Raw genomic sequence first — 19596 nt, forward strand, 5'->3', positions numbered from 1 at the left:
GGGCGCCGATTATTTGTAGCCTAAGGACACCGGTTCCGCACCGGCTTGGAGCACCACGCAGGTTGCGGACAATCCCGGGGCTATAGCTCAGTTGGTAGAGCGCTTCGTTCGCATCGAAGAGGTCAGGAGTTCGAATCTCCTTAGCTCCACAGTTTGTAAGGTTCTATGCCTGCCGGCAGTCCCCGATAGACACTTTGCGCCAGATCTCTGACTGACCACGGGCTTATGCCTGAGTTCCCATGGGTTCCAGAAAAGCCATACCCCGAAGTTACGCGGCTCCCAAATATGCCGGTCCCCAGCGCGGCGCCAGCAAGTCCCACACCGTCACCAACACGGGCTGTCGCCCGCCTTCGGCCGCGCGTCCGGATGGCCGGCCAGCAGAGCAGGCGGCGAGGCCGGATTCCGGTCATGCGGTTATCGCCGCGGGGTGCGTCCCCGCAGTAGACTCGGCCCCAATCGACGAAGGGTGGGGGGACCCATGGAAACGACAGCTGCAGCGCGGACGAACAAGGTCAACGGAATGTCGGTGGTTTCGCTCGCTTGCGCGGTCGTCGCCGTGGCCGGGCTCGTTTTCATGGGCCTGGCGCTTCTGGCGGTGTTCGCCGTCGGCGCCGGCCACGTGGCACTGCACCGCATCGAGAAGGACGGCAGCCGCGGCAGGCTCGCAGCGATGTCGGCCCTGGCCCTCGGCTACGCCGTCGGTGTCTTCGGTCTGGCCACCAGCCTCTGGCTCGTCTTCAGCCTGGCCACCCACTCGTGAAGCCGCTCATCCTGCTCGACATCGACGGGGTCCTCAACCCCAAGCGCCTCCGCGACACGGCATCACGCGTACGCCGCTGATTCAATGTGGCCATCCAGGGAACCGGTGCCCCGCCGAGGCAGGACTGCTGCTGCAAGCGTGGTTTTTATCAAACTGATAATTAACCTGTAGCTTGTAATTGTCAGCTTGATAATTACGAAATGGAATGACGATGACAACGCTGCTCGACTGGATGAACTCCCCGGCAATCCCCAACCTGCTCGGCGCCCCCGTGAGCTGGATCGAGGTCATCGGCTTCGTTACCGGCGGGGCATGCGTCTATGGAGTGGCCCGGCAGAAGCTCTGGAACTGGCCCATCGGCATCCTGAACAACATCGCGTTCATCATCCTGTTCCTCGGCGCCGGACTCTACGGTGAAACCATCCTTCAAGTGATCTTCGCGGCTGTCGCCATTTACGGCTGGATCAACTGGATCCGCGGTAACGCCGACACGGCCGCCAAGGACGACCTGCCCATCCGGGACGCCGGCGGCAAAGAAGCCCTCCTGGGCATCGCCGCAACCCTCGTTGGCACGGCCGCCATCGCCATGGTCCTCACCCACGGCACCAATTCCCAGGTGCCTTGGCCCGACGCCTTCGTCCTGACCGCGTCCCTGCTGGCCACCTACGGCCAGGCCAAGAAGATCTTCCAGCACTGGTACGTCTGGATCCTCATCGACGTTGTCTCCATTCCGCTTTACTTCAGTCGCGGATTGGCCCTGACCGGCATCCTGTACATCGGCTTCCTGGCCCTCTGCATCTACGGCCTCATCGACTGGAAGCGAACCCGCACCACTGAGACCATCGCCCCCACCACCGTCCCGGCAGGAGCCTGACATGTTCACCCAGTCCATGGTCATCGGCAAGTTCTGCCCGCCGCACGCCGGCCACGCCCACCTGATCGCCGCTGCCGCCGCGCAGTCCACCAAGGTTGCCGTCCTCGTTCTGGGCAACCGGTTCGAATCCATCACCGTCACCGAACGGGCCGAATGGCTGGCCGCCGAATTCCAGGACACCAACGTCCAGGTGATCGCCATGCCGAACGACTGCCCCGAGGACTACCACTCCGAGGAAATCTGGAAGGCCCAGAACGAGCTCATGCGCCTGGCCCTGAAATCCCACGGGATTACCAGCATCGACGCAGTCTTCAGTTCCGAGGAATACGGCGCCCAGCTCGCCGGCTACTTCAGCGCCGAGCACGTCCTCGTGGACCTGACCCGGGCCACCTACCCGGTCAGCGGCACGTTCTGCCGCGACGACCTGGGCGCAGCCTGGCCGTACGTGATCGCCCCGGCCCGGCAGGCGCTGGCCACCCGCATCATCATCGTCGGCGCCGAATCCACCGGCACCACCACCCTCACCAAAGCCCTCATGGAGCATTACCGCCCCCGGTTCCCCCGAATCGCCGACGTCCCGGAATACGGCCGGGACTACACCTACGAAAAGTTCTACGCACTCCGCGCCCAACACCCGGATGCCGAGCTGGCGGACATGGAATGGACCGCCCAGGACTTCAGCGTCATCGCCACCCGCTAGAACCAGATGGAGAATGAAGCGGCCGATGCCTGCCCGCTGGTCATCGCCGACACCGACTCCCTCGCCACCACCTTGTGGGAACGGTTCTACCTGGGGGAGCGCAGCCACGGCTCCTACAACGCCATGGACCACCTGCCCCGCCGGGACCTCTACCTCGTCACCGACCACGACGGCGTCGATTTTGAAGACGACGGGTGGCGCGAGGGGGAGCACCGACGGGCCGGGATGACCGAATGGTTCAAGCAGACCCTCACCGAGGAAGGCCACTCGTGGATACTGGTCACTGGTGAGCACAGCCGTCGGATGAAGACCGCCACCGAGATCATTGACCTGGTCCTCGCCCAGCGGAACGGCTTCACCTCCCCACCTTGGGCTACCCGGACCGTCCTGGAAGGAACCACTGCATGAACGGCTCGGAGGCCGAGAAGGACTACCTCCAGTCCTACCAGCCGGGTGATTACCCGTCGGTCGCTCTGACCGCTGACCTGGTGGTCTTCGCGGTCAGCGGCGGCGTGCTCCAGGTGGCTTTGGTGCGCCGCGGCAGCCACCCCTTCAAGGGCCAGCTGGCTCTGCCCGGTGGGTTCGTCGGCCCCATGGAATCCGCAGACGACGCCGCACACCGGGAACTGGCCGAGGAAACAGGGCTGGATTTGGGGCACCTCCCGGTCCACATCGAACAGTTGGCGACCTACAGCGCTCCGCTCCGAGACCCGCGCATGCGTGTGGTCTCCGTCGCCCACCTGGTCCTGCTGGCCACCGACGGCACGCTGCCCGACGTTACCGGGGGGAGCGACGCGGCCGACGCCGGCTGGTATCCGGTCTATGAAATCCTCACCGGAAAGCGCACCTCCCTGGCCTTTGACCACTCCCTGATCCTGCTCGAGGGCCTGAACCGGCTGGCCGGCAAGATGGAATACACCACTGTGGGCAGCCAGCTGCTGCCCGGGGAGTTCACACTGACGCAGTTGCGCACCGTCTACGAGGCAGTCTGGAACGCACCGATGGCACCCGGGAATTTCACCCGGAAGATGACACCCCAGCTGGAGGACACTGGGAAGAAGACCAGGGCCGCGGCCGGGGGAGCGCCGGCTGCCCTGTTCCGGGCCACCGAGGGGCATATCCACCCGCCCCTGGCTCGACCTCGGGGCCAATAAGCAGCTGCGTGCAACCGTGGCGGCCCTTGCCGCAGCAGGTTGATGGGCGAAACGCAGTCGAATGCCCGGTCCGCTGCAGCCGGCCGGGCCTAGAGTGGCCCCATGGGAATAATCATCGGACTTCTTGTCATTTGGCTCATTCTGTCAATCCTCGGCTTCGTCGTGAAGGGCCTGCTCTGGCTCGCCATCATCGGCCTGGTCCTGTTCGTCGCAACGGGCGTCTGGGGTTGGCTCAAGCGCAGGACCAACGCCTGACCTGACCGCGGCCGGCCACAACGCATTTCCCGCCCGGGGCAGCGCCTTCCACGAAAGGTGCGGCCCCGGGCGTCCGGCTTAAATCCAGCCCTTTTTCTTGAAGACTCCATACATGAGTGCCGCAACGGCCACCATCAGGCCCAGCGCCATCGGGTAGCCCGCGGGCCAGTGCAGTTCGGGCATGTTGTCGAAGTTCATGCCATAGATGCCGGCAACGAACGACGGTGCGAACAGGATGGCCGCCCACGATGAGATCTTCTTGACCTGTTCGTTCTGCTCGGCGCTGGCCTCGTTCTGCCGGTTGGCCGTCAGCGTTCCATCCAGGGTCAGGGCGTTCTGCAACAGATCGCGGAAGGAGTCTGCCCGGGAGATAACCCGTTCAACGTGGTCTTCAACGTCCCGCAGGCTGTGCCGCAGGTCGGTCTCCACCCCGTACTTCTCGAAACCGCGCTTCAGCTGGTCCATCATCTCCGGCAGCGGGTGGATGGCGCGCTGGAACTGGATGACTTCCCGGGCCAGTTCGTAAATCCGGCGGGATACCGAGGCGTCTCCGCCAAACAGCTGGTCCTCGATCTCGTCTATGTCGTTCTCGAGTCCGGCCACCACCGGTGCATAATCGTCCACCACCCGGTCCAGGAGGGCATACAGCACCGCTTCGGGCCCATGCTGCAGGAGGTCGGGCCGTGCCTCAAGCCGTTGCCGCACCCTGGCGACTCCGGCCGTTTCGGCGTGCCGCACCGTCACCACGAAGTTCTTGCCGGTGAAGACGTGGAGCTCACCAAACTCCACTGTTTCGTCGGCGTCCACGTAGCGGGCAGGGCGCAGCACGGTGAAGAGATTGTCGTCGTACCGCTCCAGTTTGGGCCTTTGGTGGGCTGAGACTGCATCCTCCACCGCCAGGCCGTGCAGTCCGAATTCCGCCGCCACAGCCGCCATTTCTTCCGCTGTGGGCCGGTAGAGCCCGATCCACGCCATGCCACCGTGCCGGGCGAGTGTTTCAAAGGTCTGCTCCAGGCTTTCGGGCTCCGCGTGGCGGACGCCGTTGACGTAGACGGCGTTATCGATGATGGTCATTCAGGAAATCCTAGTCGTCGCGGATGCGGCGTTGCTGAGGCCGCTGATGAGGGGCTCGGTCCGGTACGGGATATGGGTGTGCAGGGCCAGTACCGTCTCGGTCCGAATGACCCCCTTGATCCTCAGGACCTGGCGCAGGGAGGCCTGGAGATTGTGCGTATCCGTGGCCACCACCCGGCACCAGACGTCCCCGCGGCCGGAGATTTCATGGACCTCCAGGACCTGCGGGATGAGCCGCAGCGCTGCCACCACCCCGTCGAGTTCGCGGTGGGAGACTTCGATGGTCACGAAGGCCACCACGTCGTAGCCCACGGCATCAAGGTCCACCTCGCGCCCGCCCGGACGCAGGACCCCTGCGCGGAGCAGGCGACGCACCCGGGACTGGGCAGTATTCCTTGCGATGCCCAGGGATTCGCTGAGTTCGCCGATTTGTGCCCGCGGATCCCTGATGAGGGCCAGGAGGATCTTCAGGTCTGTGGGGTCCAACTTGTTCACGATCGTCACTCTCCAGCACATTTGGAGCCGATATTTGATGATTATGCTCAATTATCCATTGATGAACTGTTTGATCACGCAATCCTGCCCCACTCTTGAAGCATCACAGTTGTATCCGCGCCCGGCGTCCCACAAGGACTGTCCGCCGCGGCGATCCCTAAGGCGGCACGATGACGGTTTTCAGTGAACTGCGCATGCGCCCGGCAGCGGCCACGAGCGCCGGGTGGAATGCCTCCACCACGGCCCGGCTGGTTATTTCGGGCGCGGTCATTTTCATGCTCCTCGTGGGCGCCAACCTGGCCACGCCGCTGTACCCCCTCCTGCAGTCCCGCCTTGGACTCTCAAGCCTGGATGTCACTGCAGCGTTTGCCAGCTACGTCCTTGCGCTGGTGGGCACATTGCTGCTGGCCGGCCACTGGTCGGACCACATTGGCCGGCGGGCAGCCCTACTGGTGGCTGTGTTGACAGGCCTGGCCGGCGGCTGGATCTTCGCGGAAGCGCAGACGCTCGCCGGGCTCTGCGCCGGGAGGGCCCTGCAGGGAACTGCTGTGGCCCTTGCCACCGGAGCCAGTGCCGCCGCCCTGCGGGAGCTGCTTCCGTCCCGGCCGGAGTGGGCATCCCGCTTCACGCTCCTGGCGTCCTCGGGGGGCGTCGCGGCAGGCCCGGTCATCGGCGGCCTGCTGTCGCTGCTTCCCGGCGCCACCACGGCCCCGTACGTCGTCCACTCCCTGCTGCTCGCCGGGCTCCTCGTTCCGCTGTACCTGATCCGCGCACGCCCTGCCATCTTGGCCCCAGCCCCGACCCGTCCGCTTCACGCCCTGGCGCCCCGGCGCCCTTCCGTTTCACGCCAGGCGCGCGGAGCCTTCTGGCTGGCATCCGGCGTCGGCTTCCTCAGCTTCGCCGTGTTCGGCTTCAGTCTCTCGCTGGCTCCGGGCTACTTCGCCCAGGTCCTTGCCACGAATTCCAGGCCGCTGATCGGCATCCTGGCAGGGTTGCCCCTGGGGGCTTCGGCCTTGAGCCAACTGGTCACGGTGCGAAGCCGGTTCACGGTTCCGGCAGGCCTTGCCGTCCTTGGCGTTTCGGTAGTGATGCTGGGAGCAGCCGGTGCCTGGCACAGCCCTGTGCTGCTGGTGGCCGCTGCGGTCGCCGCCGGTGTGGGGCAGGGGCTGGCGTTCCGGACCGTGTTCAATGACGTCGCGGCCAGGGTGGAGCCGGCCAGGCACGCCCAGATCATCAGCACCGTCTACGTCATTACCTATTTGGGCAGCGCGGTCCCGGTCCTTGGCCTGGGGTGGGCCAGCGCAGCGATCGGGATGGGCGCTGCGGTCCAGGGCTTCGTACTGGTATGCGGCGCTGCGGCGCTGGCACTCTCTGCCACGACGTTCGTCCAGTCTGTCAGGCGGCGGTCCGCCGCCTGACAGACGGCATCACCAGGTAAGTCCGTTCCCGGCCCGGTGCCGCTATTCCGGGAGCGGCCCGTGGTTGCCCTGGATGTGCTCGAAGACCAGGGTGGTTTCGGTATGTCCCACGACGGGGTCGGTGGCCAGGTTGTCCAGTACCCAGTCCCTCAGGTCTTCGGTGCTGCCGACGGCGATGTGCAGCAGGTAGTCCACGGAGCCGGAGGTGTGGAAGGTGGAAAGGACTGCCGGCAGGTGCGGTACGCGGGCAGTGAAACGGTCGATCTGGTCCCGGTCGTGCGCCCGGAGCCGCACCGCTACCAGCGCCTGCACTGACCTGCCGATCGCCGAGAGGCTCAACTTTGCCTCGTAACCCTGCACAATGCCCCGCTCGGACAAGGCGCGCGTGCGCATCAGGGCTGTCGACGGCGCAATTCCCACCATTTCAGCGAGTTGCTTGTTGGAGATCCGGGCATCGGCCACCAGGGCTGCCAGGAGCCTCTCGTCAATGGCATCCAAGGGTTCCAGGTGCGCCCCCGGCCTGATGTTCCTGGCATTCGTGCTCACTGCGTGTCCTTCCAAAGGGTCCTCAGTTCATCCTAGACCGCAGAAACGCCGTCATCCGCGTTGCCGGAGCACGCCCCGCCGAAGATTCAGGCTGCCCGGCGGTTCCTTGGAGCCTGTTAATTCGGGTGGGGTCTGGGCCGTCAGGATGCGGCGGCATCTGTTCCGGGATGGACGACGGCGACAGTTGCGGCCGTCAGGCAGGCCAGGACGATCACGGCTCCTGCCAGGGCGTTCCAGCCCCACGCCTGGAAGACCAGGCCGCCGGCCCAGCCAAGCAGGCTGGAGCCAAGATAGTAAGCCAGGTTGTACAGGGACGCCGCCTGCGCCCGGCCGCTGCTGGCTATGGCGCCGGTCCAGCCGGAGCCGATGCTGTGGGCCGCGAAGAAGCCGCCCGTAAACAGCACCAGGCCGGCCAGGATCAGCACCAGGTTCGAGGTCAGGGTCAGGGCGAGTCCGGCCATGGCGAGGACAAGCCCTGCGAGGAGGACGTTGCGACGCCCGAAGCGGGTGGTCATGGTGGCAGCCCAGCGCGATGAGAAGGTCCCGGACAGGTACGCCAGGAAGATCAGGCTGATGAGCGTGGCCGGGAGGCCGAAGGGCGCGCCTGACAAGCGGAAACCCAGATAGTTGTAGACGGCCACGAAACCGCCCATCATCAGGAAGGCCTGCGCATAGATGGCCAGCAACCGGACATTGCGCAGGTGGCCGCCGAGGGTCCGCAGGGCTCCGCGGAGTCCTGACATCTGGGCGGGGACGAAGCCCTGCGCCCTGGGCACGAGGACCAGGAACGCGACGGCGGCGGCTGTCGCAAGCAGGGAAACGGCCAAGGCCGCGGCCCGCCATCCCCAGAGCTCGCCCACCGGTCCCGCCACGAGCCGTCCGGACAATCCGCCCAAGGTGGTCCCGGCTACGTAGCTTCCTGCCGCGAGCGCTGCGTGGGCCTTGCTTACCTCCTCGTTGAGATAGGCGATGGCAATCGCGGGGATGCCGCCCAGGGCCATTCCTTCCAGTAGTCGCAAAACCAGCAGCATCGCGAACCCGGTGGACAGCGGCACCAGCAGTCCCAGGACGGTGGCCGCGGAAATGCCCCACATCATGGCTTTGACCCGGCCAATCCGGTCTGCCAGGAATGACCAGGGAATGACGGTGGCGGCCAGGCCAACGGTGGCCAGCGAGATGGTGAGGGCGGCTTCGGCGGCGGTGACCTGCAGGTCGGATGCAAGGAGCGGAAGGACAGCCTGCGTGGAGTAGAGCTGGGCGAACGTGGCCACACCGGCGCAGGACAGTCCGGCGAGGATGCGCCCGTAGGCCCTGGATCCTTTGGCGTGGCCGGTCCAGCGTGGGGGAGTGGCCGTGCCGATGCGCTGAGTCTGTGGCATCCTGCCAGCGTAGTCCCGGCGCAACTGATGCATCCAATGCATGTTTTGTGTAAAACTCATAGCAAAATCGAATCAATTGGCTGTGTGCGCCACCGGCTGTCCACATGGACACCCGAGGCAGGTGCTCCCTGGCCGGCGAGGTAGGAATCGGGGCAGTGAAACCGGACCGCAACCAACTGGCACAGCTCCTTCCGCTCCTTCCGGTGCTGGCCGAACTCGGCCGGACCGAGCACGTTACGGAAACCGCTGAGCTGTTGGGCGTACCCCAGTCAACCGTGAGCCGTGCGCTGGCGCGGGCCAGCGCCGCAGTCGGTACCGAGCTCCTGGTGAGGGACGGCCGTGGGGTCCGCCTGACCCCTGCCGGCCGGAGACTGCTGCCCTACATCCAGCAAGCGCTCGCGGAGTTCCAGGCCGGACTGGACCTGGTGCGCACTGAGTCAGAGGTGGTTCGCGGTACGGTTTCCGTATCCTTCCAGCACACTTTCGGCGAGGCCACGCTGCCCCTGTTGATCAGCACTTTCCGCGCCCGGCACCCCGCTACCGGGTTTCGGCTGAGCCAAGGCGCCAGGGATGCATGCCTTGAGGAGCTGGCATCAGGGGAAGCCGACCTGGCCCTGACGGCCCCGGTTGCCGCCCCCGGAGGCACGTTCGATTCGGCGCCGCTCTACAGTGAGCCGCTCCGGCTGGTGGTCCACCATGCCCACCCGCTGGCGCGGCAGCGGATGGCCCGGCTCGCGGACATCCGGACCGAGCCATTCGTGGCACTCGGTCCAGGCTATGGACTGCGTTCCCTGACCGACGCCCTGTTCCGGGACGCCGGGTTCCGGCCGCGCATCGCCTTCGAAAGCCAGGACTCCCACACAGTCCGCGGGCTCGTCTCGGCGGGCCTCGGCGTCGGCATCCTGCCGCCCGCCGCAGGTACACCGGGCCGGAGCGGGCGCTCGGGAACAGGAAACCTCGGCTGGGTGGAAGTACCGCTGGATTCCCGCTTGGCGTTCCGCGAGGTCGGTGTCAGCTGGCGGCGCCGGAAACCCGGCGCCGAGCCTGCGCCGGCGCGGTTGTTCCGCGAGCTGGTGGTGGCCGAAGGTCCGGGCCTGGTGGCAGGCCTGGCCGGCCAGGCAGGCCGCTGACGGCCGCGAAGGGGAGTCCGGCCGTCCGCGCCGCGCTCCAGGAGTCGCTGAACGGCGACGGCGTCGCCCGCTGTCCGGGCCAAGTACCCTTGTGACGTGACGAACACCCAGAACCCCTCCACCACCCACGATGGGCAGGCTGCAGGTACCGCCAATCCACTGCACGGCATCACGATCGGGCTGGACATCGGCGGTACCAAGACGCACGGCGTCCGCTTCGAAGACGGAATCCCCGTCGCCGATGAATCCGCCGGAAGTTCCAACGTTCAAAACGTCACCCGGGACGAAGCAGCCCACAACCTGGCGGACCTCTTCGCGCGGATCGGCGCCGGCCCCGTGGCACGGGTATATGCCGGATCCGGTGGAATCGACACCGACGAGGACGCTGCCGCCCTTGCCGGGCTGATCCAGCCCCTCGTCCCGGGCGCCACGGTCACCGTTGTGCACGACTCGCGCCTGCTGCTTGCCGCTGGACGGGCCGGGACAGGCGTGGCGGTCATTGCGGGCACAGGATCGGCTGCCTGGGGACGCAACGCCGACGGCGGCGAGGCCAGGGCAGGCGGTTGGGGCTACCTCCTGGGGGATGAAGGCAGCGGTTATTGGTTGGGCAGGGAAGCCGTCCGGCACAGCCTTCGCCGGATGAACCAAGGACTCCCGGTCGATCCGCTCACCTCGGCCCTGCTCAAAAGCTGCGGCCTGGACCACCCGAACAAGCTCATTGCGCTGTTCCACTCGCCCGACACGGGAAGGCGGTTCTGGGCGCAGCAGGCCAGGCACGTCGTGGCGGCGGCTGCAGCCGGACACGCGGACAGTGCAGCCCTGCTGGACCAGGCCGGAAAGGACCTTGCCGGCCTCGCCGCGCAAGTACTGGGACAGCTGGGACTCGACGGGCCGGTGATCCTGGGCGGCGGCCTTGGCATGAACGTGGCGCCCCTGCAGGAATCCTTCCGCCGGAACCTGGCCGACGCAGGCATCACCGACGTCAGGGTCCTGGACCAGGAACCCGTCTTCGGTGTGCTGGAACTGGTGGCTGGGTCCGCCTAGTCCACGGTGCGCTTCCTGGGGGTCAGCCGGACCCCCGGAAGCGGCGGTGCCGGAATGCGGCCGGCTTCCGCTCCGGCGTTGGGCCCGTGACCGCGCACCAGGCCGTAACGGGTGCCGGCGGCCATGGCATCGGTAAGGGCTGCCTGTGCCTCCCAGTCCTCGCGGGCCTGTTCCACTTCCTCGTGCGTGCGGCCAACAAAGTTCCACCACATCAACAGTTCCTCTCCGAACGGCTCACCGCCGATCAGCAGGAACCGGGTGCCCGGGCGTGCCTGAACCGTCAACTCGCTCCGGCCTGCGCCCAGGTAGCCCAGTGGTCCCGCAGGCAGATCCTGCCCGTCCACCTCCAGGCCGCCGTCGAGCACCAGGACCCCGTGCTCAAAGTCCGGGTTCAGGGGCAGCACCGCGTCCCCTTCGCAGGAGACGTCGGCGCCCACGATCGGTGAGTACATCGTGGCGGGGGACACCACGCCGCCAAACTCACCCACCATCACGGTGGCGGCGAACCCCCTGCCACGCGCCACCGGCAACTCCCGGTGCTGTTCGAAGGCGGGCTCCCGGTGCCGGTCGGCGTCGGGAAGGGCAACCCAGAGCTGCAGGCCCCGCTGGAGCGGCAACTCGCCTCCCTGCGCAGGAAGCACTGCGAACTCCGAGTGCGACACGCCGTGCCCGGCAGTCATGATGTTCAGTTCTCCGGGCCGCACCACTACGTCGCTGCCCACGCTGTCCCGGTGGCGGATATTTCCCGCCAGGGGCCAGGTCACGGTCTGCAGGCCGATGTGGGGATGGGGCAGGACAGACATCGCTGTCCGGTCCGGACCAAAGCTGTCCAGGAAGCACCAGGCCCCGATCGTCGGCAACCCGCGCTGGGGCAACGTGCGCTTGACGTTCATGGCGCGCACCCCGCCCAAGGGCACTTCACGTTCCGGCCACAACTGCAGGCAGGGCCCGGACCTCCCTTCCGCCGGGGACGGGGGACAGATTTCCTGCTGCGGTGAAACTTCCAAGTTGGTCACGCCTCCACTTTAGGCGGGCTCCGTCCGGCCGGATATGTACGTTTCCCCGCCGGGCACCCATCCGCGCCGGCAGGGGCACCGAATGGTCACAGTAGGGATTCCTTTGCGGGGTTTGGGGCCAGATCTGGTGAAGCCGGCCCCTGATTGGGTTACCGTAACTATCAGCGTGCTGATGGCAATGTCGCGGTGCTGGGATCAGCCCGTCCGAGAGAACAGGTAAGTCCGCACCATGGACCAGGCGATGATCGAATTCCAGAGCGTTACCAAGCAGTACCCTGGCGGCCAGCCTGCCGTGGACGGGTTGTCCATGTCCATCGCCAAGGGCACCATAACCGTCTTCGTCGGTCCCTCCGGCTGCGGAAAGACAACGTCCCTGCGGATGATCAACCGAATGGTGGAACCAACCTCCGGAACCATCACGGTGGACGGCAAGGACGTCACCTCCGTGCCTGCCGCGGAACTGCGCCGCTCCATGGGCTACGTCATGCAGTCCGCGGGACTCCTGCCGCACCGCTCGGTGCTGGACAACATCGCCACCGTGCCCCGGCTGAACGGTGTCTCCAGGGCTGATGCCCGCAAACGCGCCGAGGAACTCCTGGACGTGGTGGGCCTGGCATCCTCCCTCGGCAGGCGCTACCCCTCCCAGCTCTCCGGCGGCCAGCAGCAGCGCGTCGGCGTGGCCCGCGCCCTCGCAGCAGACCCGCCCGTGCTGCTTATGGACGAGCCGTTCAGCGCCGTGGACCCCGTTGTCCGTGACGAACTCCAGCAGGAGCTGCTGCGCCTGCAGAAGGACCTCGCCAAGACCATCGTCTTCGTCACCCACGATATTGACGAAGCCACCATCCTGGGGGACAAGGTGGCTGTCTTTGCCACCGGCGGCAAACTGGCCCAGTACGCCACGCCCGAGGAGATCCTGCGGGCGCCCGCCAACAATTTCGTCGCCTCCTTCGTGGGGCGCGACCGCGGCTTCCGCCACCTCGGGTTCACACCGTCCGACGGCGTGGTCCTGCACCCGGTGCCCACGATCATCCGCGGCGCCGGCGGGAACGTGTCGGACCACAGCGCCGCCGCGGGCTGGCAGCTCGTGGTGGATGCGGACAAGCGGCCGCTGGGCTGGTCGGCGCCCGGCACCGAAACTGAACTTGTTCCCGGCGGGTCCCTGTTCCGTCCCGGGGAGAGCCTGCGGCGGGCCTTGGACGCCGCCCTGTCATCGCCGTCGGGCCTTGGCGTTGCCGTTGACCCCGAGGGCCGGGTACTGGGGGTAGTCCGCGGCGGCGAGGTCCTGGCATTGATCGAGGAAGCGCGGCAGCTGCGGCAGGCGGCACTCTGATGGAGTGGTTCCTGGCCAACAGCGGAATGGTCTTCGAGCGCGGCGGCCAGCACCTGGTGCTTGCGCTCGTTCCCATGGTCCTGGGCCTGGTGATTTCCATCCCGCTCGCCCAACTGGCCCGCCGGAATGGTGCCCTGCGCTCCGTGGTGCTGACGGCGTCGTCCCTCCTGTACACCATCCCCTCGCTGGCCCTGTTCATCATCCTCCCCACCGTCCTGGGCACCCGCATCCTGGATCCACTGAACGTGGTGGTGGCGCTGACTATCTACGCTGTCGCCCTGCTGGTCCGTGCAGCCCTGGATGCCTTCGATTCCGTCGACGCCGACGTCAGCCAGGCCGCCCAGGCCATGGGATTCAAACCGTTGGCACGGTTCCTGCAGGTGGACCTCCCGCTGTCCCTGCCGGTCCTGTTCGCCGGGCTGCGTGTGGTATCGGTCAGTAACATCTCGCTGGTCAGTGTGGCGGCCCTCCTTGGCGTGGGCAACCTGGGCATGCTCTTCACCGACGGGCTCCAGCGCGACTTCGTCACCGAGGTGGTGGTGGGGATTATCGCCATCCTGGTCCTGGCGTTGCTGATGGACGCCCTCCTCGTCGTGCTGGAACGCATCCTCACGCCCTGGGAACGGACGGGAAAACGGCGTGAACGAGAGGACGCCGCCGGCACGGCCCCCGCGCCCGCCGCTGCAGGATCCCTCGCCGCAAGCGGCACGGGAGGGGCAGCATGAGCAACGTCGTCTCCGATACTTTTGCCTGGCTGGCCGATCCAACGCACTGGGCCGGGAGCATGGGCATTCCCACCCGGCTGGGGGAGCACCTGCAGTACACCGGTCTGGTCATGCTGATCGCCACCGCGATTGCCGTGCCTGTCGGATTGTTTGTGGGCCACACCGGGAGGGGGAGGGTGGCTGTGGTGGCCTTGGCGGGTGCACTGCGCGCCCTGCCCACCCTGGGCCTGCTGATCCTGTTCGTGCTGCTCGCCGGCATTGGACTGATGCCCCCGATCTGGGCCCTCGTGATCCTCACCGTTCCACCGCTCCTGGCCGGGACCTACGCCGGTATTTCCAGCGTGGACCGGAATGTGGTGGACGCCGCCCGTGCCGTGGGCATGACCGAACTGCAGGTTCTGTTCCGGGCTGAGCTGCCCAACGCCCTGACGGTCATGTTCGGCGGTTTCCGGACCGGCGTGCTGCAGGTGATCGCCACCGTCTCCGTGGTGGCCTACACCAACCTCGGCGGCCTGGGCCGCTACCTCTTCGACGGCCTGGCCCTCAGCGACTTTCCCCAGATGCTGGGCGGTTCGCTGCTCATTGCCTTGCTGGCCATCGCCGCGGACCTGGTCCTGTCCCTATTCCAGAGGCTGTTCCTGGCAACAGGCGCCTCGACGCAGTCCCACCGCAGCCAGGAGGCTGCGGTTGATCTCACAGACCCCGTGGTTGCGGAGACTGTTGTACAAGGAGGTAAGTCATGAAAGATAGCCGTCCCCCACGCCTCGGCAGGCGGGCCTTCGGCGGACTGGCCGCCGGGCTTGGCCTGGCCGTGGCGCTGTCCGCCTGCGGTGGCTCGTCCAATCCGCTGAGCAACGCACCGGCCTCCAGCGGCGGCGCCTCCGGTGAGGCAACGTCACTGGTGGTGGGCTCCGCCGATTTCCCGGAGAGCCAAATCGTCGCCGAACTGTATGCCGGCGCTCTGAACGCGAATGGAATCACCGCCACTACCAAACCGAACATCGGCTCCCGCGAGGTCTACTTCAAGGCCGTCCAGGATGGTTCGGTGGACGTGGTGCCGGACTACAGCGGCAACCTGCTGCTGTACGTCAACAAGGACGCCACCGAGGTTTCCGCCGGCGACATCGCCAAGGCCCTCCCGGGCAAGCTCCCGGACGGCCTGGCCGTGCTGGATGCGTCCAAGGCAGAGGACAAGGACGCCATGGTGGTCACCAAGGCGACCGCTGAGAAGTACCAGCTGAAGTCCATCGAGGACCTGGCCAAGGTTTGCAGCGACATCGTGGTAGGCGCCCCCGCCACGTTCGGTGAGCGCGCCTACGGCCTGCCGGGCCTGAAGAAGAACTACAACTGCGTGCCCAAGAAGCTGGAGCCCTTCAGCGACGGCGGCGGCCCCGTGACCCTCAAGGCGCTCCTGCAGGACCAGGTACAGGTGGCGGACATTTACACCACCACGCCTTCCATCGCCGACAACGACCTGGTGGTCCTGGACGATCCGAAGAACAATTTCATCGCCCAGCAGGTCCTGCCGCTGTACAACAAGGCGAAGATGACGGACAAGGCCAAGCAGGCCCTGAACTCCGTGTCCAGTATCCTCACCACCGATGACCTCATCAACCTCAACCGGGCTGTCAGCGGCAGCCAGAAGCAGGACGCCAAGACGGCAGCAGCCGCCTGGCTCAAGGACAAGGGGATCGTCAAGTAACAGGTCCATTTCCCGCCTGCGCGGGCCACGGATCAACAGTTGATCACGACGGCGGCTGCCGGACTTCCAAACGTCCGGCAGCCGCCGTCGCACGTGTGGCGGAGGTCTCAACGGAGATGCATCCTTCCTGTGGCATATTTGAGGGATGGCAGAATTCAGGCAGTCCACAAAGCTCAACAACGTCCTGTATGACATCCGTGGACCCATCCTGCAGGCCGCCCAGCAAATGGAAGCGGAGGGCCACCGGATCCTCAAGCTGAACATCGGCAACCCCGCTCCGTTCGGATTCGAGGCGCCCGACGCCATCCTCGTGGACATGATCCGGCACCTGCCACACGCCCAGGGCTACAGTGACTCCCGCGGCATCTTCTCCGCACGCACCGCAGTGTCGCAGTACTACCAGACCCGCGGCATCCAGAACATCCACGTCGACGACATCTACCTGGGCAACGGTGTCAGCGAGCTCATCACCATGTCCCTGATGGCGTTGCTCGATTCCGGTGACGAGGTCCTCATCCCCACACCGGACTACCCGCTCTGGACAGCATCCGTGGCGCTCGCCGGCGGCAAGCCGGTCCACTACCTGTGCGATGAGGAAAGCGGCTGGCAGCCGGACCTTGAGGACATGGAAGCGAAGATCACGCCCCACACCAAGGGAATCGTTGTCATCAACCCCAACAACCCCACCGGGGCCGTCTACCCCGAAGCCACACTCAAACGCATCGTGGAGCTGGCCGAGAAGCACGGGCTGGTGATTTTTGCCGATGAGATCTACGAGAAGATCCTCTACGAGGACGCCGTCCACGTGAACCTCGCCAAGCTCACCGGCGACGACGTCCTCTGCCTGACCTTCAGTGGCCTTTCCAAGGCTTACAGGGTGTGCGGCTACCGGGCCGGCTGGATGGCCATCTCCGGGCCAAAGAAGGATGCCGCCGACTACCTCGAAGGCATCAACCTCCTGGCCAACATGCGCCTGTGCGCCAACGTCCCGGCCCAGCACGCCATCCAGACGGCCCTCGGCGGCTACCAGAGCATCACCGACCTCATCCTTCCTGGCGGCCGCTTGCTGGAGCAGCGCAACAAGGCCTATGACATGCTGAACGCCATTCCCGGCGTCAGCACGCAGCAGGCCCGGGGCGCCCTGTACCTGTTCCCCCGTCTTGACCCGGAGGTCTACCACATCAGGGACGACGAGAAGTTTGTCCTTGACCTCCTGCGGGACCAGAAGATCCTGGTCTCGCACGGCCGTGCGTTCAACTGGGTGCGGCCGGACCACTTCCGCATGGTCACCCTGCCGAACGTCAAGGACATTGAGGAAGCCATCGGCCGGATGGGGGACTTCCTAAGCCGGTACCAGGGGAACTAGCCTGTGGTCACGGGCGAGCCCCGTCCGTGACCCTCCCGTGGAAGGACCCCCGTGGCCAGCATTGTCGGTTTCGAACAGCACCCCTCTGAGACCCTGCTCGTTGGCAAAGGATTTTCCCTGGCCGCGGTGGACCCCGACGCCACTCCGGGGTACAGCGGCAACAAAGCTGACGGCGAAGCGCTCCTGGCTGACCTGGACGGCAAGCTCACGGAGATGCAGGAGAAGCTCTTCGCAGAGTCACGGTTCGGCGGGAAGAAGCGGATCCTCCTGGTCCTGCAGGCCATGGATACCGCCGGCAAAGGCGGCATCGTCAACCACGTCATGGCCACCATGGACCCCCAAGGCGTGCAGTTCAAGGCATTCAAGGCCCCCACTGAGCAGGAGAAGTCCTACGATTTCCTCTGGCGCATCGAGAAGGAGGTGCCGGCAGCCGGAATGGTGGGGATCTTCGACCGCTCCCACTACGAAGACGTCCTCATCCACCGGGTCCACAATTGGGCGACGCCGGACGAAATCACCCGACGCTACCGGGCCATCAACGAATTCGAAGCACGCCAGACCGACGCCGGCACCAGGATCGTCAAAGTGATGCTCAACATCAGCAGGGATGAGCAGAAATCCCGCCTGTTGGCACGCCTGGACAATCCTGCCAAGCACTGGAAATACAGCAGCGGCGACCTGAAGGAGCGGGCCTTCTGGGACGACTACATGGCGGCCTACCAGGCTGCCTTTGACCAAACCAGCACCGCCGCGGCCCCCTGGTACGTGGTTCCGGCCAACAAGAAGTGGTACGCCCGGATCGCCGTGCAGCAGTTGGTGATGGCGGCATTGTCCGATGTTCGCCTGGCGTGGCCCAACGCCGAGTTCGACGTGGACATTGAACGGGAACTGGTAGCCCGGTCCTGACCTGTCCCGGCCTGGCCCCGGGAGCCGTCTCGGGGTCAACGCCCGGGGTCAATACCCGCCTTAGAGCCCGGGGCGGCGGCCAACCTCTTGCGGGCGCCCTCCAGCCATTCCTCGCAGCGTGCCGCCAGTGCCTCACCGCGTTCCCATAACGCCAGGGATTCCTCAAGGCTCGCCCCGCCTGCCTCCAGCCTGCCCACCACGGCGATGAGCTGCTCCCGGGCCTCCTCGTAGCTCAGACCTGCGACGTCTGCCTCCGGTTTTTGTTCGGTCATGCCTTCTCTTCCAATCCCTGGTGATGGTCTGGGTTACCTGGTTGCAGCACCCCGGTGGACGTGGCGCCAAAACGGCCCTCCGCCACCCGGACGGACAAAGCGGTGCCCGCCGGGGCCTCGGCCGGTCGGCGGACAACGGCGTGCCCGGATGCTGCAATCCGGGCGCTCTGGTCACCTGCCAGTTCGACGACGGCGTACCCCCGGTCGAGCGTCTTCTGCGGGGACAGCGCGCGTACTTGGGCCTTCAGGTGCTCCAGCTGGTCCGCAGCGCGGACCACAGTGGAATTCACGGCTGCCGAAGAGCGCCGCAGCAGCCGCTCCATTTCCTCGGCGCGGACGGAAACCATGCCCTCGGGTGCTGCCATGACTGGCCGTGAGTGGAGCGCCGCAAGGCGGTCCGACTCGCGGTCCACCAGCCGTTCCATGCAGCGTCGCAGCTGCTCCCGTGCCTGGCGGACGCCTGCCAGCTCTTCGGAGACTTCCGGTACGATCCGCTTGGCGGCGTCCGTAGGGGTGGAGGCCCGAAGATCGGCAACGTAGTCCAGCAACGGACGGTCGGCCTCATGTCCGATCGCACTGACCACAGGGGTGGCCGCCGCAGCCACAGCCCGGACCAGGTCCTCGCTGTTGAACGGCAGGAGGTCCTCCAAGGCCCCACCGCCCCGCGCAATGACAATGACGTCAACCTCCGGCAGCCCGTCCAGTTCACGCAGGGCGCGGACCACTTGGGACACGGCAGTATTGCCCTGTACAGCCACTTCGCGGATCTCAAACTCCACGGCCGGCCACCGCAATGCTGCATTGCGCAGGATGTCTTTCTTCGCGTCCGAGTCGCGGCCGGTGATCAGCCCGATTCGATGAGGGAGCAACGGCAGCGGCTTCTTCCGGGAGTCGGCGAACAGGCCCTCCGCCGCGAGGGCCTGGCGCAGCCGTTCGATCCTGGCCAGAAGATCTCCCAGGCCGACGGGCCGGATATCGCGCACCAGCATGTTCAACCGGCCGGTCTTCATCCAGAACTCGGGCTTCAGCAGTGCCACCACCCGTGAGCCGCGCTCCAGCGGCAGGTTCTGCCGCTCCAGCACTTTCGTCCAGACGGAAGCAGGCAGCGATACTTCCGCATCAACGTCTCGAAGGGTGATGTATGCGTTGGTGCCGCGGCGGTTCAGCTCGATGACCTGGCCTTCCACCCACGCCGAGGGGGTCCGGTCGATATGCGCCTTCAGCTTCTGCGACAACAGCTGCAGCGGCCAGGGATTATCCGGGCTGGTCTCCGCTGCCGTGGCCGGCAACGTGGTGGGCGCATTATCCGGAAGGGACGCCTGGTCAGGCATGCGGACGCCGTTGCGGGGCTGGTGCTGCGGGCATGGTGTCCTTCAACTGTTGAGGGCGGTCAATCAACCTTATCCATAAGGTGTAGCACCCGGGGCTGACAGGGACTGCCGCTCAGGCC

Annotated in this window: 20 protein-coding genes, 1 tRNA gene and 1 pseudogene; 15 read left to right on the top strand and 7 right to left on the bottom strand. The window is 66.2% G+C overall.

Features of this window, described 5'->3' with window-relative positions:
• Positions 1-76: 76 nt before the first annotated feature.
• The 6 genes and pseudogenes from QRN53_RS12960 to QRN53_RS12985 all read left to right on the top strand — a co-directional run bounded on the left by QRN53_RS12960 (position 77) and on the right by QRN53_RS12985 (position 3743).
• Positions 77-149: transfer RNA gene (locus QRN53_RS12960), tRNA-Ala, on the top strand.
• Between the two features lie 329 nt (positions 150-478).
• Positions 479-760 (top strand): hypothetical protein, encoded by a 282-nt coding sequence (locus QRN53_RS12965; protein WP_285244253.1) that lies wholly within the window; start codon positions 479-481, stop codon positions 758-760.
• Between the two features lie 211 nt (positions 761-971).
• Positions 972-1634, top strand: a complete 663-nt coding sequence (pnuC, locus tag QRN53_RS12970) for a nicotinamide riboside transporter PnuC (RefSeq protein WP_285244254.1) — start codon at positions 972-974, stop codon at positions 1632-1634.
• Between the two features lie 262 nt (positions 1635-1896).
• A pseudogene (locus QRN53_RS12975) lies at positions 1897-2742 on the top strand (AAA family ATPase).
• Entirely contained in the window at positions 2739-3488 is a 750-nt protein-coding gene (locus QRN53_RS12980) for an NUDIX hydrolase (RefSeq protein WP_285244255.1), read from the top strand. The pseudogene QRN53_RS12975 and the gene QRN53_RS12980 overlap by 4 nt, the downstream one beginning before the upstream one ends.
• 102 nt (positions 3489-3590) lie before the next feature.
• A complete protein-coding gene (locus QRN53_RS12985) occupies positions 3591-3743 on the top strand; it encodes a hypothetical protein (RefSeq protein ID WP_285244256.1) in 153 nt (50 codons plus the stop codon).
• 78 nt (positions 3744-3821) lie between these two features.
• Here the strand turns inward: QRN53_RS12985 and corA are convergent, their stop codons facing one another.
• Together corA and QRN53_RS12995 are read right to left on the bottom strand one after the other, a co-directional pair.
• A complete protein-coding gene (gene corA / locus QRN53_RS12990) occupies positions 3822-4817 on the bottom strand; it encodes a magnesium/cobalt transporter CorA (RefSeq protein ID WP_285244257.1) in 996 nt (331 codons plus the stop codon).
• Positions 4818-5312 carry an Lrp/AsnC family transcriptional regulator gene (locus QRN53_RS12995; RefSeq protein WP_285244258.1) on the bottom strand — a complete coding sequence of 165 codons (495 nt, stop codon included), beginning with the start codon at positions 5310-5312 and terminating at the stop codon, positions 4818-4820.
• A 170-nt stretch (positions 5313-5482) separates the two neighbouring features.
• Between QRN53_RS12995 and QRN53_RS13000 the strand changes: the two genes are divergently transcribed.
• On the top strand, positions 5483-6730 hold the full coding sequence (locus tag QRN53_RS13000; RefSeq protein ID WP_285244259.1) for an MFS transporter: 1248 nt from the start codon (positions 5483-5485) through the stop codon (positions 6728-6730).
• A gap of 42 nt (positions 6731-6772) precedes the next feature.
• Here QRN53_RS13000 and QRN53_RS13005 read toward each other — a convergent pair whose 3' ends face one another.
• Together QRN53_RS13005 and QRN53_RS13010 are read right to left on the bottom strand one after the other, a co-directional pair.
• Entirely contained in the window at positions 6773-7276 is a 504-nt protein-coding gene (locus QRN53_RS13005; RefSeq protein ID WP_018760349.1) for an Lrp/AsnC family transcriptional regulator, read from the bottom strand.
• A gap of 140 nt (positions 7277-7416) precedes the next feature.
• The gene (locus QRN53_RS13010) at positions 7417-8655 is read right to left on the bottom strand and encodes an MFS transporter (RefSeq protein WP_285244260.1); all 1239 of its coding nucleotides are present in this window, start codon (positions 8653-8655) and stop codon (positions 7417-7419) included.
• A 155-nt stretch (positions 8656-8810) separates the two neighbouring features.
• On the opposite strand from QRN53_RS13010, the gene QRN53_RS13015 reads away from it, so the two are divergent.
• Complete coding sequence (locus QRN53_RS13015) at positions 8811-9785, top strand: LysR family transcriptional regulator (protein ID WP_285244343.1); 975 nt, start codon at positions 8811-8813, stop codon at positions 9783-9785.
• Positions 9786-9881: 96 nt separating this feature from the next.
• Positions 9882-10829: an N-acetylglucosamine kinase gene (locus QRN53_RS13020; protein ID WP_285244261.1), complete on the top strand. Its 948-nt coding sequence runs from the start codon at positions 9882-9884 to the stop codon at positions 10827-10829.
• On the opposite strand, the gene QRN53_RS13025 is transcribed toward QRN53_RS13020, so the two are convergent.
• Positions 10826-11845 (bottom strand): pirin family protein, encoded by a 1020-nt coding sequence (locus QRN53_RS13025; protein ID WP_285244262.1) that lies wholly within the window; start codon positions 11843-11845, stop codon positions 10826-10828. The genes QRN53_RS13020 and QRN53_RS13025 overlap by 4 nt on opposite strands.
• A gap of 229 nt (positions 11846-12074) precedes the next feature.
• On the opposite strand from QRN53_RS13025, the gene QRN53_RS13030 reads away from it, so the two are divergent.
• The 6 genes from QRN53_RS13030 to QRN53_RS13055 all read left to right on the top strand — a co-directional run bounded on the left by QRN53_RS13030 (position 12075) and on the right by QRN53_RS13055 (position 17874).
• Positions 12075-13175 (top strand): ABC transporter ATP-binding protein, encoded by a 1101-nt coding sequence (locus tag QRN53_RS13030; RefSeq protein WP_285244263.1) that lies wholly within the window; start codon positions 12075-12077, stop codon positions 13173-13175.
• Positions 13175-13900, top strand: coding sequence for an ABC transporter permease (locus QRN53_RS13035; RefSeq protein ID WP_285244264.1), 726 nt, complete (start codon positions 13175-13177; stop codon positions 13898-13900). Before QRN53_RS13030 ends, QRN53_RS13035 begins: the two co-directional genes overlap by 1 nt.
• A complete protein-coding gene (locus QRN53_RS13040; protein ID WP_285244265.1) occupies positions 13897-14643 on the top strand; it encodes an ABC transporter permease in 747 nt (248 codons plus the stop codon). Before QRN53_RS13035 ends, QRN53_RS13040 begins: the two co-directional genes overlap by 4 nt.
• Positions 14640-15602: an ABC transporter substrate-binding protein gene (locus QRN53_RS13045; RefSeq protein WP_285244266.1), complete on the top strand. Its 963-nt coding sequence runs from the start codon at positions 14640-14642 to the stop codon at positions 15600-15602. Before QRN53_RS13040 ends, QRN53_RS13045 begins: the two co-directional genes overlap by 4 nt.
• Positions 15603-15747: 145 nt before the next feature.
• A complete protein-coding gene (locus QRN53_RS13050) occupies positions 15748-16968 on the top strand; it encodes a pyridoxal phosphate-dependent aminotransferase (RefSeq protein ID WP_285244267.1) in 1221 nt (406 codons plus the stop codon).
• 51 nt (positions 16969-17019) lie between these two features.
• The gene (locus QRN53_RS13055) at positions 17020-17874 is read left to right on the top strand and encodes a polyphosphate kinase 2 family protein (RefSeq protein WP_285244268.1); all 855 of its coding nucleotides are present in this window, start codon (positions 17020-17022) and stop codon (positions 17872-17874) included.
• Between the two features lie 35 nt (positions 17875-17909).
• On the opposite strand, the gene QRN53_RS13060 is transcribed toward QRN53_RS13055, so the two are convergent.
• Together QRN53_RS13060 and xseA are read right to left on the bottom strand one after the other, a co-directional pair.
• Positions 17910-18146 carry an exodeoxyribonuclease VII small subunit gene (locus tag QRN53_RS13060; protein ID WP_285244269.1) on the bottom strand — a complete coding sequence of 79 codons (237 nt, stop codon included), beginning with the start codon at positions 18144-18146 and terminating at the stop codon, positions 17910-17912.
• Entirely contained in the window at positions 18143-19477 is a 1335-nt protein-coding gene (xseA, locus tag QRN53_RS13065; protein ID WP_285244270.1) for an exodeoxyribonuclease VII large subunit, read from the bottom strand. The genes QRN53_RS13060 and xseA overlap by 4 nt, the downstream gene beginning before the upstream one ends.
• Between the last annotated feature and the right edge of the window lie 119 nt (positions 19478-19596).

It is taken from the genome of Pseudarthrobacter sp. fls2-241-R2A-127 (genome assembly GCF_030209355.1).
Taxonomy (GTDB): Bacteria; Actinomycetota; Actinomycetes; order Actinomycetales; family Micrococcaceae; genus Arthrobacter.